The sequence below is a fragment of the Saccharopolyspora indica genome (assembly GCF_027853965.1).
In the GTDB taxonomy this organism is placed as follows: Bacteria; Actinomycetota; Actinomycetes; order Mycobacteriales; family Pseudonocardiaceae; genus Saccharopolyspora; species Saccharopolyspora indica.
On sequence record NZ_JAQGLB010000001.1, the window covers coordinates 609,417 to 625,599 of the forward strand.

Genomic DNA, 16,183 nt, shown 5'->3' on the forward strand with positions numbered 1-16,183 from the left:
GCCAGGATCGAGCTGTGGCAGAACAACGCTCTTTGGGCGAGCTTCGGGTGCTCGCGCATCCGTTGCGGCTTCGGATGCTCTCGCTGCTGACCGGTGTTGCGATGAGCGCAGCCGAGGTCGCGCGGGAGCTGGGGGAGTCGCAGGCGAACGCGAGCTACCACTTGCGGCGGCTGCACGAGGCCGGGTTGCTCGACGTCGTCGATGAGGTGGTGATCCGCGGCGGCCGGGCCAAGCGGTACCGGCACGATCCCGACAGCGGTGCGCGCTTCTTGGCCGACCCGGACGAGCAGCGGCGGCTGGTGAGCACGATGGCCGCGGACCTGCCCGGCCGCGCCCAGCGGTGGCCCACCGGTGCACCAGGGGCGCTGACCGATGCGCAGGTGTGGTTGGAGCCGGACAGCTGGCAGCGGGCGCTCTCGCTGGCGCGGGAACTCGGCGAGCTGCTGCACTCGGCCGCCGTGCCACCTCGGACACCGGGCGCCGAGCCGATCAGCGCGACCGTCGCGCTGTTCCCGGTCGAGCGCGGGGATGCCGGATGAGCGGCACCGGGCTGTCCCGGCCGCTGGTGCGGCCGGCCTTCCGCAGGCTCGCCGGAGGCCGGACCGCCGCCGAACTCGGCAACGCGGTCGCGCCGGTGGCGATCGCCTTCGCCGTGCTGGACCTGACCGGCTCGGTGGTGGACATCGGGATCGTGGTCGGAGCGCGTTCGCTGGCCAACGTCGTGCTGCTGCTGCTCGGCGGCGTGCTGGCGGACCGGCTGCCCAGGCAGGCGATCCTGCAGGGCGCCCAGTTCGGCGCCGCTGCCAGCCAGGCGCTGGTGGCGGCGAGCGTCCTCCTCGGATTCGCCTCCGTCCCGCTGCTGGTGCTGCTGGGCGTGGCCAACGGTGCCGCCGCTGCGCTGTCGCTGCCCGCGGCGGCGTCGCTCACGCCGAAGACCGTGCCCGCTCACCTGCTCGCCCCGGCCAACGCGCTGCTGCGGCTGGGGGTGAACGGCGGGCGGATCATCGGGGTGTCCGTCGGTGGTGCGGTGGCTGCGATCAGCGGGGCCGGTGTCGCGCTGGTCGTCAGCGCGGTCTCGTTCGCCGTGGCCGCCCTGTTCTTCCGCGGGGTGCGGTTGCCGCACGTCGCGGTGCCGGGGCGGTCGCGCCCTCTCGCCGAGATCCGCGAGGGGTGGCGGGAGTTCCGGTCCCGGCGCTGGGTGTGGGTGGTCGTCGGGCAGTTCATGGTGATCAACGCGGTCACCGCCGGTGCGCTGACGGTGATCGGGCCGGTGATCGCCGACGAGACGATCGGCCGGGCCGCCTGGGGGCTGGCGCTGGGTGCGCAGACGGCGGGCGCGCTCGTCGGCGGGATCGTCGCGGCGCGCTGGCAGCCGAAGCGGGCGCTGGGCTTCGGCGTCGCGATCGGGATTCTCGAAGCGCTGCCGCTGGTCGTGCTGTCGCAGCCGCCATCGGTGCTGTTGCTGCTGGCGGCCATGTTCGTGACCGGAATGGCGCTGGAGCAGTTCGGCGTGGCGTGGGAGGTCTCGTTGCAGGAGAACGTCCCGGAGGACAAGCTCGCGCGGGTCTACTCCTACGACATGCTCGGCTCGTTCATCGCACTTCCGGTCGGCGAGGTCGCCGCGGGGCCGCTCGCCGAACATCTCGGCATCGCACCGGTCCTGCTCGGCGGCGCGATCGCGGTGCTCGTGGTCACCGGCCTCGCGCTGGCCGTCGAGGACGTCCGGACCCTCACCCGGAAGACCACCGCTGACCGCTGACGTCAGCTGGAAACGCGATCAGCAGGAGGAGCCGGTGGACAGCACCGCGCGGCACGAGCGGGCCGAGCAGGTGGTGACCGAGCTGTGCGCGTGGGCGGACAAGCGGCCCGACGTGCTGGCTCTCGCGCTCGTCGGCTCCTACGCCCGCCCGCCGGGAGCGGAGACCGCCGAGTCCGATGTGGAACGAAGCTGATCGACGCCTGCGAGGACTGACGCGGGCTCGCGAGGTGGCGTCACGGGCTGCGGCGGGTGTCGAGCGGGACGCAGCCCGTCGCGTGGCCGCGTTCGTCGAGGAGCCGGCCGACGAGCTTCACCGGTCGCACCACGATACTGCGGTCGACGATGTCCAGGTGCGGCAGCCGCCGGCTCATGTGCGTCTCCAGGTCCTGGACGTCGGCCAGGGACCGCTGCCAGACCGCGATGATCAGGTTGTGCGGGCCTGCCGCCGAGGTCACCGCGCGAACCTCCGGGATGCGGGCGAGAGCGCGCGCGGTGTCGTCGAGGTGAGCCGGGGGCACGCGGGCGAAGAACCACGCGTAGACCGGCCAGCCGGACTGCGTCCGGGCCAGCTCGCAGCGCAGGCGGAGCTGCCTGCTGGCCAGCATCCGGGCCATCCGCCGCCGGACCGTGCTGGTGCTGGTGCCCGCCGCGTCGGCGAGCGCCGCGACCGGGGCCCGGCCGTCGGCGGCCAGCGCCACCGCGATCGCCCAGTCCTGCTCGGTCAGCGGGACCAGGCCGGACGTGCCGGGGTCCCAGGCCATCCGCGCGGCCTGGTCGTGGTCGAGCGCGCGCAACCGCCAGCGGCTGGCCTCGGTGTAGATCCGCACCGCCGGGTGGCTGCGCACCTGCTGGAGGTGGCCGACCCGGCTCATCCGCTCCAGCAGGTAGCTCGACAGCGCCTGCGGGTCCGGCGCGCTGACGGTGACCAGCACGTCGCGCCCGCCCGCGGTCACGTCGATGGTCATGGCCTGCGGGTCTGCGGCCAGCTCGCGCGCCACGTCCACGCCTCGCCCCGGTTCGCAGCCGAGCTCGACGAAGGCGGTGGCCTGAGCGGGAGTGGTCGGGGGATAGGCGGAGATCCAGGCCAGCCCGGTGCGCTCCAACCGCGCCCACCTGCGGGCGGCGGTGACCGGGTCGATGCCGAGCACGCCGCCGATCAGCGACCAGGGCGCGCGCGGGTTGATCTGCAAGGCGTTGACCAGCGCTAGATCAACTTCGTCCAGCTCGGCGTGATCCTGCATCAGACCGGTCTTCCTGCCGCAATCCTGCGTTCGGGGGAAGGTGAGCGTCCCATCGCTGACCCTTCCTGTCCAGGACGGACCGGGGAGGGGCGCAAGTGGGCGGTCAGGACATCGACGTCGTGGCACTCGGGCACGTGGTGCGGGCCGAGCAGCAGCGCTGGCAGGAGCGCCTCGTGCGGCTCAGCCGCAGCCTGCACGCGGAGCCGGAGCTGGCCTTCGCCGAGCACCGCTCGGTGGAGAAGGTCACCGAGCTGCTCGGCGCGGCGGGCTTCGCGGTGGAACCGGGCCCGGACGACGTGCCGACGGCGTTCACCGCGGTGCGCGGCGGCGGGGAGTTCACCGTCGGCATCTGCGCCGAGTACGACGCGCTGCCCGAGATCGGGCACGCCTGCGGGCACAACATCATCGCCTCGGCCGCGGTCGGCGCCGCCATCGGGCTGGCCGCCGTGGCCGACGACCTCGGGATCCGGGTCAAGGTGATCGGCACACCCGCCGAGGAGCACGGTGGCGGGAAGGTCCTGCTGCTGGAGCGGGGCGTCTTCGACGACGTCACCGTGGCGATGATGGTGCACCCCGGGCAGGCCGACGTGCACCCGGCGGCCTTCGCCAGCCAGGCGGTGACCCGGTTCGCGGTGACCTACGCGGGCCGGGCCTCGCACGCCGCCGCCGCGCCGCACCAGGGGATCAACGCCGCCGACGCCGCGGTCGTCGCCCAGGTGGCGATCGGGTTGCTGCGCCAGCAGATCACGGGCGACTGCCGGATCGGCCTGTTCGTGCGGGAGGGCGGCGCGGTCACCAACATCATCCCGGAGAAGGCGGTCGTGGACTGCGAGGTGCGGGCCTTCGACGTCGAGACGATGTCCGCCCTGCAGGAGCGGGTCATGGCCTGCTTCGACGCCGGAGCGCGGGCCAGCGGCGCGACGATGTCGGTCGAGCCCACCGAACCGCTCTACGCCGACCTGGTGCAGGAACCGGCGATGTCCGACCGGTTCGCCGCGCACGTCGAGGCACTGGGCCGGGAACTGCGCGAGACCCACGGCATGCGCGGCGGGTCGACGGACATGGGCAACGTCTCGCACGTCGTGCCCAGCATCCACCCGTCCATCGCGATCGTCGGCTGCGAGCACCCGCCGCACACCCGCGGCTTCGCCGCCGCGGCGGCGACCCCGGCCGGTGACGACGCCGTCGTGGACGGTGCCGCCGCGATGGCGCTGACCGCCGTGGACGTCGCCGCCGACCCGGTGCTGCGGCAGAAGTTCCTGGCCGAGCACGCCGCCCGCCTCCACCGGAGCTGAGCACGAGCCCCCGACGACGTGGCCTGCTGAAGGCCACCCGACCTCAGAACCTCTGGTCATCATGGAGGAAACCATGTCCGGCACGACGGCTGCGCGGGGAACTTCGCGCCCGGCCCGCGCATCGCGCAGCCGACTCGCCCTGTTCGTCCTGCTCGCGCTCGCCCTGACCGCTGCCGCCGAGGCCATCGGGAGCTACCAGATCTCCCTCGGGGTGGGCGCGATCACGCTCTTCCCGATCATCTGGGGACTGGTGCTCGGCGCGGTGGTGAGCATCCAGCGCTTCCGACCCGTCCCGGTGGGGCTGCAGAAGGCGTCGACCTACCTGGTGGAAGCGGGCGTGCTGCTGCTCGGCGTGCGCCTGGCCTTCGTCGTCGGGCACGAGCTGCCGGTGCTCGAGCAGGCCAGCGCCGCGCTGCTGCTGCAGGAGCTCGGCCACCTCTTCGGCACGGTCGTGCTGTCGCTGCCGCTGGCCGTGCTGCTGAGGATGGGGCGCTCCGCGGTGGGCGCCTGCTTCTCCATCGACCGCGAAGCCTCCTTCGCGATGGTCTCCGAGCGGTTCGGCCCCGACTCCGAGGAGTACCGGGGCGTGCTCGGGATGTACATCTTCGGCAGCGTCGTCGGAGCGCTCTACGTGACGCTGCTCGCGAGCTTCCTGGCGGGGACCGGATGGCTGGACCCGCTGGCGCTGGCGATGGGCACCGGTGTCGGTTCCGGCTCGGTCATGGCCGCATCGTCGGCGGCCATCGCCGCCCAGTACCCGGGGATGGCCGACCAGATCGTGGCGGTGGCGGCGGTCAGCAACCTGGTGACCACGCTGCTCGGGCTCTACGTCGGCATGTTCGTCGCGCTCCCGCTGGCCGACCGCTTCTACCGGCTGCTGACCCGCGGCCGCACGATCGCCGCGGCCGCGCCCCGGGTGACCGCGGTGCCGGAGCCCGGCGAAACCGTCCGGATCCGGCCGCTGATCGCGATCCTGCTCGTGCTGGTGGCGATGGTGGTCTCCAACGTCGTGCACACCGGCGGTCTCCAGCCGCGTTCGCTGCTCGGGTTCGCCCTGGTCGCGGCCGTGGTCCTGGCCGGTCTCGGCCTCAAGAAGCTGACCGGGCTGCCCGCGGTCGCGGGCACCTCGGTGCTGGCCATCCTGCTCACCTCGCCGATCTCGCCGGTCGCCGAGCCGGTGCTGTCGGTGATCGAGCCGATCGAGTTCCTGGCCATGGCCACGCCGATCCTGGTCTTCGCGGGGCTGAGCACCGGCAAGGACGTGCCCGCGCTCAAGCGCATCGGCTGGCGGATCGTCCCGGTGGGGCTGACCTCCTTCGCCGCCTCGTTCCTGATCTCGGCGCTGATCGCGCAAGCGCTGCTCTGAAAAGGGCGCGGTGCGGCGGATTTCACCGATTCGCCGGGTGTGCGGCGAGCGTGGTGCCGAGCAGGGTGGATGAGGCCGACGTGTGCCCGCTTACAGCGCCTCGACCCGAGGTGCGCCCCGCGCATACGTTCGGACCTCGGTGGCCGGGCGAGGGCCACCGCACACCGACGGAGGAACGAGGCGCAGATGACCACCGGCTCGACGGCGCTGGCCGCGCGGCTGCGCGAACTCGCGGCGCAGGCGCCCGACCGCCCCGCGGTCACCGACGATCACGAGACGCTGACCCGAGCGGAACTCGACCGGCGCACCAACCAGCTCGCGCGCCGGTTCGCCTCGCTCGGCGTCACCCGGGGATCGATGGTGTCGATCGCGCTGGTCAACCAGGTGCGGCACGTGGAGTGCTCGATCGCGGCGTGGAAGCTCGGCGCGATCCCGCAGCCGCTGTCGCACCGGCTCCCGCCCCGCGAACTGGCGTCGCTGCTGGAGGTCGCCGATCCGGCGCTCGTGGTCGGGCTCCCGCCGCAGGACCAGCGTCCGTGGCTGCGCGGTGACGAGGACGTCGCGGGCGAATCCGCCGCCGCGCTGCCCGACGTCGTCGGACCGGCGTGGAAGGCCCCGACGTCGGGCGGCAGCACCGGCAGGCCGAAGCTGATCGTGTCCGGGCAGCAGGCCAGCGCCGAGGGCGTGCTCGCCGGGATCGAGCACCTGCGCCTGGAACGGGACGGCGTCGTGCTCACCACCGCTCCGCTCTACCACAACGCGCCCTACATGTTCTCGCTGATCGGGCTGCTCCAGGGCAGCCACGTGGTGCTGATGTCGCGGTTCGACGCCGATCGCGCGCTGGGCCTGATCGAGCGGCACGCGGTCACCTGGCTCTACGTGGTGCCCACCATGATGGGGCGGATGCTGCGGCTGCCCGCGCAGCGCCGGGCAGCGGTGGACGTCTCCTCGCTGCGGACGGTCTTCCACGTCGGAGCGCCGTGCCCGCAGCACGTCAAGCGCGGCTGGATCGAGTGGGTCGGCCCGGAGAAGGTCCTGGAGGTCTACGCGGGCACCGAATCGCTGGCCAGCACGATGATCGACGGGGTGGCCTGGTTGCAGCGGCCCGGTTCGGTCGGCCAGGTGGTGGCCGGGGAGATCACCGCCCGCGACGAGGACTTCCGCGAGCTGCCGCCGGGCGAGGTGGGCGAGCTGTGGCTGCGCCGCAGCCCGGGCAGCCCGCCCGGCTACCGCTACGTCGGCGCCGATCCCCGGGCGCGCGAGGGCTGGGAATCGCTCGGCGACATGGGCCGCTTCGACGCCGACGGCTACCTCTACCTCGCCGACCGCAGCACGGACGTCATCCTGGTCGGCGGCGCGAACGTCTACCCGGCCGAGGTCGAGAACGCCCTGGCCGAGCACCCGAAGATCGCGTCGAGCGCGGTGATCGGGCTGCCCGACGACGACCTCGGCAACGCGGTCCACGCGATCCTGGAGACCACCCGGCCGCTGCCCGCCGAGGACCTGCTGGAACACCTGCGCGCCCGCCTGGCCCCGTACAAGATCCCGAGGACCTTCGAGTTCACCACCGACCAGCTCCGCGACGACGCGGGCAAGGTCCGCCGCAGCGAACTGCGCGCGACCCGGCTCAGGCGGGACCCACGGCTCCCCGGCGCTGCGGGCTGATGCTGGGCAGGTGTTCGCGGACCAGCAGTCCGCTCATGACCAGCAGCCACAGCGCGGTCAGCACGTTCGGGACGTAGGCGGCGAGCACGCTGTCGGGCGCCAGCACCCCGGCCCCGCCGATCACCGTGATCGCGCCGAGCACCCGGATCGCGGCGACGAAACCGGTGAACCAGCCCGCCCACGCCGGGAACACCTCGGTGCGCACGATGGCCACCGCGCAGGCGGCCAGCGGCAAGGCCAGGGCCAGCCCGGCGATCGCCCGCACCACCATGAGCGCGGAGTAGGGCACCGAGGCGAGCGCGAGCAGCATCGGGTGGGTGGTCAGCGCGTGGACCAGGCCGCCGAACATCGCGGTGGCGAGGAAACCGGTGGTGGCGGTGATCGCGAACCCGCCCAGCACCACGGCGGGCGCGTCGCTGTCGGGATCGGCCAGCCGGAACGCGGTGGCCAGCGTCGCGCCGAACCACATGAACAGCACGACGGCCGCCGCGGCGAGCACGACCGCGGTCAGGATCACGCCGCGGGAGAAGAACAGGTAGCTGGCGATCGCGTTGGTGGACTCGGTGATCCGCGGCGCGCCGCGGAGCAGGATGCTCGCGATGATGGCGAGCACGAGCGAAGCGAGCCCGGCCAGCCCGCCCCAGCGCATTTCGTGGCCGTTGCGCATCGTTTCCTCCAGCGGGAGCTCGACTGCGGAGAACGTTTCGACCGTCGCGGCCGGTCCCGGCGTTGTCACCGGGGCGAAAGTCCTCAATCGACGCGGTGACGTTGTGCTCTGGAGCCGACCCCCGCGGCCGACCACACTGGGCAGGTGGTGAAGCAGCGCGAACCCGGTCAGCGCCGGGTACCGGCACGGGTGGTGACCGGCCTGGCGCTGGTCGTGCTGGCCGTGGTGCTCGCCGTGGAGAACCGGGGCCTCGTCGAGGTCCGGCTCCTGGTCCCGGTGGTGACCCTCCCGCTGTGGACCGCGCTGGCCGGAATGCTCATCATCGGCGTCGTCGTCGGACTGCTGGTCGGCCGTCCCCGAAAGTGAGGCCCGCGCGATTACCGCGGCCCGTTCCGGGGAAGCCCTCTTCAGACACGCAGCACGACGCGAGGGGACCTCATGATGGAGATGCCGCTGGTCAACAACTGCACCGCTACCGAGTGCGCGTACAACGACCACCAGAACTGCCACGCGCTGGCGATCACCATCGGCGAACCGCGGCAACCGCAGTGCGACACCTTCGTCACGGCCTCGGTCACCGGCGGCGATCCGGACTCGGTCGCGCACGTCGGCGCGTGCAAGATGGAGGACTGCCGCTACAACTCCCACCTCGAGTGCCAGGCACCCGGTATTTCGGTGGGCCACGAGCACGACATCGTGGACTGCCTGACCTACCAACCCGCCTGAGCCGAGTCGGCGCAGATCAGTCCGCGAGGCGGGCGGGGAAGCCGCCGGTGGCGATCGGGCCCCAGCGCTCGGGGGTGACCCGGATCAGGGATTTGCCCTGCTTGCGCATCGCCTCGCGGTACTCGTCCCAGTCCGGGTGCTCGCCCGCGATGTTGCGGAAGTACTCGACCAGCGGTTCCACCGAGTCCGGTGCGTCGATCACCTCGGCCGTGCCGTCGACTTGGACCCACGGGCCGTTCCAGTCGTCGGAGAGCACGATCACGCTCACCCGCGGGTCGCGCTTGGCGTTGCGGGTCTTCGCGCGCTCCGGGTAGGTCGACATCACCAGCCGGCCCGCGTCGTCCACCCCGCAGGTCAGCGGCGAGCCCTGCGGACTGCCGTCGGTCCTGGTGGTGAGCAGGATCGCGCGGTGCCGCGGGCGGATGAAGTCCAGCAGTCCGGACAGCTCCACCCTCGTGTTGCTGGCGATCTGGGGCATCGCGGGAACCTCCTCGTGCGCGACCTGGGTCCGCGCCCATCTTGCCGTGCGTTCAGCGCAGATGCCGGAAGGCCGCCGCGGGGCGTGTTCGCCCCGCGGCGGCCTGGGTGCTCCGGTGCTCAGTCCGTGCCGGATTCGATCGCGGCGCGGTCCAGGTAGCCCGCTTCGGTGTCGTCGTGGGCGCCGACCGAGGCGATCGCCTCGGCGCCACCGGCCTGCAGCGAGCCGACCAGCTCGGTCTGGGCCGGGCCGACCAGGCCGAGCTGGGCGTAGGTCTCCAGCTTGGCGCGGGAGTCGGCGATGTCCAGGTTGCGCATCGTCAGCTGGCCGATCCGGTCCACCGGGCCGAAGGCGGCGTTCTCGGTGCGCTCCATGGACAGCTTGTCCGGGTGGTAGGAGAACGCCGGGCCGGTGGTGTTGAGGATCGAGTAGTCCTCGCCGCGGCGCAGCCGCAGGGTGACCTCGCCGGTGACCGCCGAGCCGACCCAGCGCTGCAGCGACTCCCGCAGCATCAGCGACTGCGGGTCCAGCCAGCGGCCCTCGTACATCAGGCGGCCCAGCTTGCGACCCTCGTTGTGGTAGTTGGCGACGGTGTCCTCGTTGTGGATCGCGTTGACCAGCCGCTCGTAGGCGATGAACAGCAGGGCCATGCCCGGGGCCTCGTAGATGCCGCGGCTCTTGGCCTCGATGATCCGGTTCTCGATCTGGTCGCTCATGCCGAGGCCGTGCCTGCCGCCGACCGCGTTGGCCTCGTGCACCAGGTCGACGGCGGAGGCGAACCGCTTGCCGTTGATGGCGATCGGGCGGCCCTGCGCGAAGGTGATCGTGACGTCCTCGGTGGGGATCTCGACCGCCGGGTCCCAGAACCGCACGCCCATGATCGGGTCGACGATCTCCACGCCGGTGTCGAGGTGCTCCAGCTGCTTGGCCTCGTGGGTGGCGCCCCAGATGTTGGCGTCGGTGGAGTAGGCCTTCTCCGCGCTGTCGCGGTAGGGCAGGCCGTGCTCCTGCAGCCACTCCGACATCTCCTGGCGGCCGCCGAGCTCGCCGACGAAGTCGGTGTCCAGCCACGGCTTGTAGATCCGCAGGCGCGGGTTGGCCAGCAGCCCGTAGCGGTAGAACCGCTCGATGTCGTTGCCCTTGAAGGTGGAGCCGTCGCCCCAGATCTCCACGCCGTCCTCGAGCATCGCGCGGACCAGCAGGGTGGCGGTCACGGCCCGGCCCAGCGGGGTGGTGTTGAAGTAGGTCCGCCCGGCCGAGCGGATGTGGAACGCGCCGCAGGTCAGCGCGGCCAGGCCTTCCTCGACCAGCGCCTCGCGGCAGTCCACCAGGCGGGAGGACTCGGCGCCGTAGGACTTGGCGCGGCCGGGGATGGAGGCGATGTCGGTCTCGTCGTACTGCCCGATGTCGGCGGTGTAGGTGTAGGGGACGGCGCCCTTCTCGCGCATCCAGGCCACCGCGACGGAGGTGTCGAGACCTCCGGAGAAGGCGACGCCGACTCGCTGGCCGACCGGGAGACTCGTCAGAACCTTGGACATGACTTAAGAGTATGCGATGGACTGCATGATTATGAAATCGGGGGTCGACTGTTGCCGTGACCTGCGGTGATGCCCGGGGTTGCGGGGCCTTCTGAGGTTCGCGGAGGCATTGCGGGGGCCGTCGGTGGGTATGTCCGGTTGGTGTCGGGACAGCCGTGGTTTCCGGGGGACGATCGTGGAATGCGACTGCCGGCGCGCCTGCAGCCTCTCCGCTGCGGTGCGCGGTCTGGCCGAAGCCGAGCTGCGGGGTGACGCCCGGATCTCCGACGTCGGCACCGACAGCAGGCGGGTGCGGCCGGGTGCGCTGTTCTGCGCCGTGCCGGGAGCGCAGCGCGACGGGCACGCGTTCGCCGCCGAGGCGGTCGCGGCGGGAGCCGGCGCGCTGCTGGTGCAGCGGTTCGTCGACGTGCCGGTGCCCCAGGTGCGCGTTCCCGCCGTGCGGGCCGCGGTGGGGCCGGTCGCCGCGCGAGTGCACGGCCACCCCGCGGATGCGCTCTCGATCGCCACGGTGACCGGGACCAACGGCAAGACGACCACCGCGCACCTGGTCGAAGCGGCGCTCGCCGCTGGAGGCCTGCGCACCGGCTTGAGCTCGACGGTCGAGACCCGCGCGCCGGGATGGCGCTGCCCGGCGGCGCTGACCACGCCGGACGCTGCGGAGTTGCAGCGGATGCTGTGCCGCATGCGCGCAGCGGGAGTTCAGGCGGCGGTCGTGGAGGTGTCCTCGCACGCGATCGACCAGCAGCGCACCGATCCGGTGCGGGCCGACGTCGCGGTGTTCACCAACCTGAGCCCGGAGCACCTCGACTACCACGGCACGGTGGAGCAGTACTTCGCGGCGAAGGCCGCGCTGTTCACGCCGGAGCGCTGCCGCCGCGCCGTGATCAACATCGACGACCGGTGGGGCCGGCGGTTGGCCGACCAGGCCCGGGTGCCGGTCGTGACCGTCGGGCGCAGCCCGCGCGCGGATGTGCGGGTGGCGGAGGCCGACGGGCTGCGCGTGGTCGTCCACGACGAGGGCGAACCGGTGGTGCTGACGGTTCCGGCGGCGACCGGGCGCCACGCCACCGGCCTGGCCGCGGCCTACGCGGCAGCTCGCGTGCTGGGTGTCTCCAGGCCGGCCGCGGTTCGCGGACTGGGAGCCGCGCTGCCGCCCGGCCGCTTCCAGCGGGTGGACGCCGGTCAGCCGTTCCTGGCCGTCGTCGACTTCGCGCACACGCCCGCCGCGGTGGCCGATCTGATCGCGGCCGCGCGCCGGACGAGCGGAGGGCGCGTGCACCTGGTCGTCGGCTGCGCCGGGAACCGCGACCGGTTCAGCCGTCCGGAAGTGGGGCGCGCCGCGCTGGCCGCCGACACCGCGGTCTTCACCGCCGACGATCCGTGCGGCGAGGACCCGGCGGAGATCACCGCGCAGGTGCTGACCGGCACGATCGGGCGCAGCGGTGGGGATTTCGTCGTGGAGCACGACCGGCGGGCGGCGATCGCCCTCGCCGTCGGCCGGGCGGTGCCGGGCGACGTGGTGCTCGTCGCGGGCCGCGGTCACGAGCGCTTCCAAACGGTCGCGGGGGAGCAGCACCCGTTCGACGATGCCGAGGTCGTCGCGGACGCGCTGGCCGCCGCGGGGTGGACGCGCGAGTAGCTCCCGCGAACGCGAGAGCTACTCGGAGGATTGATCACCCCGCGGGGTTCGCCCGGCTCAGGTGATCGGGTTGGGAGCTAAGAGCTCGATGGGCCGGTCACCAGCGGCCCCAGCGGCCCCAGTGGTGCCAACGGCCCCAGTGGTGCCAACCGCCCCACCAGCCGCCCCAGTGGCCCCAGCCCCAGCCCCAACCCCAGCCGCCGCCCCAGTGGCGGCTCGGATTGCTGAAGACCGTGCTGATTTTCATCGTGATCCCTCGAAATCCCGGACCGGAGCCCGGTTTCGGTGAAATTCCGTCGGATGATGCGCGCTGCGTGTGCAGCACCGGCGCACCTCCGTGACCGCCGCTTCGGACGGGCGGAAGCGTGCGAGAACGTGCTTCTCGGATCCAGCTGGATGCGCTTGCATGCGCACCGACCACGATAGAGCCGGGCGCCGCCGCGGAGGAGGGGTCTTTCGCCCCGAACACGTCGGGTAGCAAGCGGTTGCACTGCGCATTCGGAGAATCGTCCACTGCGGACCAGGTTGTTGCTGTTTCCGCAAGCGGATTTGCGGTTCGCGGTGCGCCGCTCGCATGGTGGTCGCGGAGGTGGTCGAGTTGACCGATCAGTTGGCGCAGGACTACGACGTGGTGGTCGTCGGCGGTGGCGCCGCCGGTGTGAACGGGGCGCTGATGCTGGCCAGGGCCCGGCGCTCGGTGGTGGTGATCGACGCGGGCGAACCGCGCAACGCACCCGCGGCGGCGGCGCACGGGCTGCTCGGACGCGACGGGATCAGCCCGGCGGAACTGCTGGAGCGCGGCCGGGAAGAGGTGCGCGGCTACGGCGGCGAGGTGATCTCCGGCGAGGTGCTCGCGGTGAACCGCGCCGCCGGCGGGTTCCGGGTGCTGCTGGCCGACGGGCGCTCGACGCGGGCGCGGCGGCTGCTGGTGACCACCGGACTGGTGGACGAGCTGCCCGACGTGCCGGGGCTGCGCGAGCGGTGGGGTCACGACGTCCTGCACTGCCCGTACTGCCACGGCTGGGAGGTCCGCGACGGGGCCATCGGCGTGCTGGCCACCGGACCGATGTCGGTGCACCAGGCGCTGCTGTTCCGGCAGTGGAGCGCCGACATCGCGTTCTTCACCCGCACCGACGCGCCGCTGGACGAGCAGGACGCCCGGAAGCTGATCGCTCGCGGGATCGAGGTGGTGGCGGGCGAGGTCGCCGGCATCGAGGTCACCGGCGACCGGCTCACCGGCGTGCGGCTGGCCGACGGCACCGTCGTCGCGCGCGGTGCGGTGGCCGTGGCGTCGCGGATGGTGGCGCGCGCCGGATTCCTGGCCGATCTCGGACTGCGGCCGCAGGAGCACCCCAGCGGCATGGGCGAGCACGTCCCGGCCGATCCCGGCGGGCGCACCTCGGTCCCCGGCGTGTGGGTGGCGGGCAACGTCACCGACCTCGCCGCCCAGGTCGGCAACGCGGCTGCGGCGGGCGCGACGGCGGCGGGCCAGATCAACGCCGACCTGGTGGCCGAGGAGGTCGACCGCGCGGTCGCCGGCCCGTTCTCCCCGGAGTCCGAATCGCGGATCTGCGAACTGGTCGCCGGAGACCGCCGCCACGGTCTCTGAGCGCGGGCGGTGCGGTGCCCGTAAGGGCACTTCACCGCGCTCGCCGGGGCCGACGGCCCGCTTCGGCGGCAGGCGGTGAACCCCGGGTGCCGATCATGACGTGTACGAGGCGTACGGAGCTTGACCGAGCCCCAACGGCACGGTGTCGGATCGCGTTGCAGAAGCGATCTCCGCTCCCGGCGCTGGCACCCCTGATCGGAGCACTGGATGACCGGAACGCCGCCGCAGCTGATCGCGGTGGAGGAGTTCTTCGCCGATCCGGTCTTCTCGCACGCGTCGATCTCGCCGGACGGGACGCGCATCGCCTACCTGGCGCCCGAGCACGGCAGGCCGAACGTGTGGGTGCGCGGGATCGACGAGGAGCACGAGGACGCGGTGTGCGTCACCAACGACGCCCGGCGCGGCATCAAGTCCTACTACTGGTGCGACGATCCGCGCTGGCTGCTGTACCTCCAGGACGTCGACGGCAACGAGGACTGGCACCTGCACCGGGTCGACCTCGACGCGCCGGGCGAACCGGCGGTCGACCTGACCCCGCTGCCACCGGGACTGCGCGTGTTCGCCGTCGACCCGGGCAAGCCGGCCCCCGGCGACGTGCTGGTCTGGATGAACCGGCGGCCCGAGGCCATCGACGTGTTCCGCATCGACGTCGCCACCGGTGAGGTGCAGCTGCACCTGGAGCAGCCCGAACCGGGCGGCACCGTCCTGCTGGACCGCGACGGCGAGCCGGCGTTCTGGGCGGTGCTGGCCGACGACGGCGCCTGCGAGTTCTCCGCCATCGACCCGGAGACCGGCCGCAAGCGGCTCCTGCGCCGCGTGGGCGGCCCGGAACACCCGCACGGGCTGCCGCTGCAGATGGTGACGCCCGACGGGACGGGCTTGCTGGTCGGTGCTTACCAGGACTCCGACGACCTGCGGCTGGTCCGCATCGACCGGGCGACCGGCGCGGAGACCGCGGTCGCGGCCGTGGCCGGGCACAGCCTGTGCACCGCGGGGCTGGCCGGACCGGGCGCGCTGCCGTCCACCGTGTTCACCAGCAGGCGGACCGGGGAGGTCATCGCGGCCCGCTTCGTCGGCGACCGCCCCCGGATCGAAGTCCTGGACCCGCACTTCGCCGAGGTCCACGCGGCGCTGTCCGCGCTGTCCGACGGCGTGCTGCACTCGGTGTCCTCGGACGAGACCGAACAGCGCTGGGTCGCCACCTTCATCCACGACCGCGACCCCGGCGCGACCTGGTTCTACGACCACGGCACGGGGGAGAGCCGGCTGCTGTTCCGCCCGCACCCGCAGCTGAACCCCGCCGACCTGGCCCCGATGGCGGCGGTGTCCTTCCCGGCTCGCGACGGGCTGCCGCTGACCGCCTTCCTGACGCTGCCGGTCGGCGTCGCACCGCAGGACCTGCCGCTGGTGCTGCTGGTGCACGGCGGACCGTGGTTCCACGACACCTGGTCCTACCACCCGACGGTGCAGTTCCTGGCCAACCGCGGGTACGCGGTGCTGCAGGTGAACTTCCGGGGCTCCACCGGATACGGGAAGCGGCACCTCACCGCCGCGATCGGCGAGTTCGCCGGGAAGATGCATGACGACCTCGTCGACGCCGCCGACTGGGCGGTGGCGCGCGGGTACGCCGACCCCGGCCGCATCGCGATCGCCGGCGGCTCCTACGGCGGCTACGCGGCGCTGGTCGGCGCGACGGCGACCCCGGACTACTTCGCCGCGGCGGTGGACTACGTGGGCATCTCCAACCTGGCGAACTTCATGCGCACGCTGCCGCCGTTCACCAGGCCTGCCATGACCAACAGCTGGTACCGCTACGTCGGCGACCCCGAGGACCCCGCCCAGGAAGCGGACATGCTGGCCCGCTCGCCCGTCACCATGGTCGAGCGGATCCGCACGCCGCTGCTGGTCGCCCAAGGCGCCGACGACGTCCGCGTGATCCAGGAGGAATCGGTCAACATCGTCGAGCCGCTGCGGGCGCGCGGTGTGCCGGTCGAGCACCTCGTCGCCGCGGGCGAGGGCCACGGGTTCGAGCACCCGGAGAACCAGGTGCTGCTGCACCGCGCGATCGAGCGGCACTTCGCCGAGCACCTCGGCGGCGGCCGCGGCTAGCGACCGTCCTCGGTGGACGCACCGGCCGGATCTGCCGGAAGTGCTGGCCTCCGCCGCACGCAGGGGGCAAGATCTGCTGGCGTCGCAGGAC

16 protein-coding genes are annotated in these 16,183 nt (G+C 72.7%); 11 read left to right on the top strand and 5 right to left on the bottom strand.

All coding sequences use genetic code 11. The features are described from left to right. The first annotated feature begins 14 nt into the window (after positions 1–14). Genes OU416_RS02700 through OU416_RS02710 form a run of 3 tightly spaced genes read left to right on the top strand, consistent with a single transcriptional unit; the run spans position 15 to position 1,952 of the window. On the top strand, positions 15–539 hold the full coding sequence (locus OU416_RS02700; protein WP_270925168.1) for an ArsR/SmtB family transcription factor: 525 nt from the start codon (positions 15–17) through the stop codon (positions 537–539). Beyond that, the gene (locus OU416_RS02705; RefSeq protein WP_270925169.1) at positions 536–1,759 is read left to right on the top strand and encodes an MFS transporter; all 1,224 of its coding nucleotides are present in this window, start codon (positions 536–538) and stop codon (positions 1,757–1,759) included. Before OU416_RS02700 ends, OU416_RS02705 begins: the two co-directional genes overlap by 4 nt. Before the next feature lie 34 nt (positions 1,760–1,793). Next, positions 1,794–1,952, top strand: a complete 159-nt coding sequence (locus OU416_RS02710; RefSeq protein WP_270925170.1) for a hypothetical protein — start codon at positions 1,794–1,796, stop codon at positions 1,950–1,952. Positions 1,953–1,992: 40 nt separating this feature from the next. On the opposite strand, the gene OU416_RS02715 is transcribed toward OU416_RS02710, so the two are convergent. Further along, positions 1,993–3,000, bottom strand: coding sequence for an Lrp/AsnC family transcriptional regulator (locus OU416_RS02715; RefSeq protein WP_270925171.1), 1,008 nt, complete (start codon positions 2,998–3,000; stop codon positions 1,993–1,995). A 95-nt stretch (positions 3,001–3,095) separates the two neighbouring features. Between OU416_RS02715 and OU416_RS02720 the strand changes: the two genes are divergently transcribed. The 3 genes from OU416_RS02720 to OU416_RS02730 all read left to right on the top strand — a co-directional run bounded on the left by OU416_RS02720 (position 3,096) and on the right by OU416_RS02730 (position 7,326). Next, positions 3,096–4,295 (top strand): amidohydrolase, encoded by a 1,200-nt coding sequence (locus OU416_RS02720; protein ID WP_270925172.1) that lies wholly within the window; start codon positions 3,096–3,098, stop codon positions 4,293–4,295. Positions 4,296–4,368: 73 nt separating this feature from the next. Then, entirely contained in the window at positions 4,369–5,661 is a 1,293-nt protein-coding gene (locus tag OU416_RS02725) for a DUF3100 domain-containing protein (RefSeq protein ID WP_270925173.1), read from the top strand. Between the two features lie 186 nt (positions 5,662–5,847). Beyond that, positions 5,848–7,326, top strand: coding sequence for an AMP-binding protein (locus OU416_RS02730; RefSeq protein WP_270925174.1), 1,479 nt, complete (start codon positions 5,848–5,850; stop codon positions 7,324–7,326). On the opposite strand, the gene OU416_RS02735 is transcribed toward OU416_RS02730, so the two are convergent. After that, positions 7,289–8,062 carry a hypothetical protein gene (locus OU416_RS02735; protein WP_270925175.1) on the bottom strand — a complete coding sequence of 258 codons (774 nt, stop codon included), beginning with the start codon at positions 8,060–8,062 and terminating at the stop codon, positions 7,289–7,291. The genes OU416_RS02730 and OU416_RS02735 overlap by 38 nt on opposite strands. A gap of 75 nt (positions 8,063–8,137) precedes the next feature. Between OU416_RS02735 and OU416_RS02740 the strand changes: the two genes are divergently transcribed. After that, positions 8,138–8,359, top strand: a complete 222-nt coding sequence (locus OU416_RS02740; RefSeq protein WP_270925176.1) for a LapA family protein — start codon at positions 8,138–8,140, stop codon at positions 8,357–8,359. 72 nt (positions 8,360–8,431) lie between these two features. Next, on the top strand, positions 8,432–8,719 hold the full coding sequence (locus OU416_RS02745) for a DUF1540 domain-containing protein (protein WP_333779615.1): 288 nt from the start codon (positions 8,432–8,434) through the stop codon (positions 8,717–8,719). Between the two features lie 16 nt (positions 8,720–8,735). On the opposite strand, the gene OU416_RS02750 is transcribed toward OU416_RS02745, so the two are convergent. Beyond that, entirely contained in the window at positions 8,736–9,197 is a 462-nt protein-coding gene (locus OU416_RS02750) for a PPOX class F420-dependent oxidoreductase (RefSeq protein WP_270925177.1), read from the bottom strand. 119 nt (positions 9,198–9,316) lie between these two features. Next, positions 9,317–10,735, bottom strand: a complete 1,419-nt coding sequence (gene argG, locus OU416_RS02755; protein ID WP_270925178.1) for an argininosuccinate synthase — start codon at positions 10,733–10,735, stop codon at positions 9,317–9,319. A 175-nt stretch (positions 10,736–10,910) separates the two neighbouring features. On the opposite strand from argG, the gene OU416_RS02760 reads away from it, so the two are divergent. Further along, a complete protein-coding gene (locus OU416_RS02760) occupies positions 10,911–12,374 on the top strand; it encodes a UDP-N-acetylmuramoyl-L-alanyl-D-glutamate--2,6-diaminopimelate ligase (protein ID WP_270925179.1) in 1,464 nt (487 codons plus the stop codon). 97 nt (positions 12,375–12,471) lie between these two features. Here OU416_RS02760 and OU416_RS02765 read toward each other — a convergent pair whose 3' ends face one another. Then, positions 12,472–12,621: a hypothetical protein gene (locus tag OU416_RS02765; protein WP_270925180.1), complete on the bottom strand. Its 150-nt coding sequence runs from the start codon at positions 12,619–12,621 to the stop codon at positions 12,472–12,474. Positions 12,622–12,948: 327 nt separating this feature from the next. On the opposite strand from OU416_RS02765, the gene OU416_RS02770 reads away from it, so the two are divergent. Next, positions 12,949–13,983 (top strand): NAD(P)/FAD-dependent oxidoreductase, encoded by a 1,035-nt coding sequence (locus OU416_RS02770; RefSeq protein WP_270925181.1) that lies wholly within the window; start codon positions 12,949–12,951, stop codon positions 13,981–13,983. Positions 13,984–14,190: 207 nt separating this feature from the next. Beyond that, the gene (locus OU416_RS02775; protein WP_270925182.1) at positions 14,191–16,092 is read left to right on the top strand and encodes a S9 family peptidase; all 1,902 of its coding nucleotides are present in this window, start codon (positions 14,191–14,193) and stop codon (positions 16,090–16,092) included. Positions 16,093–16,183 lie beyond the last annotated feature (91 nt).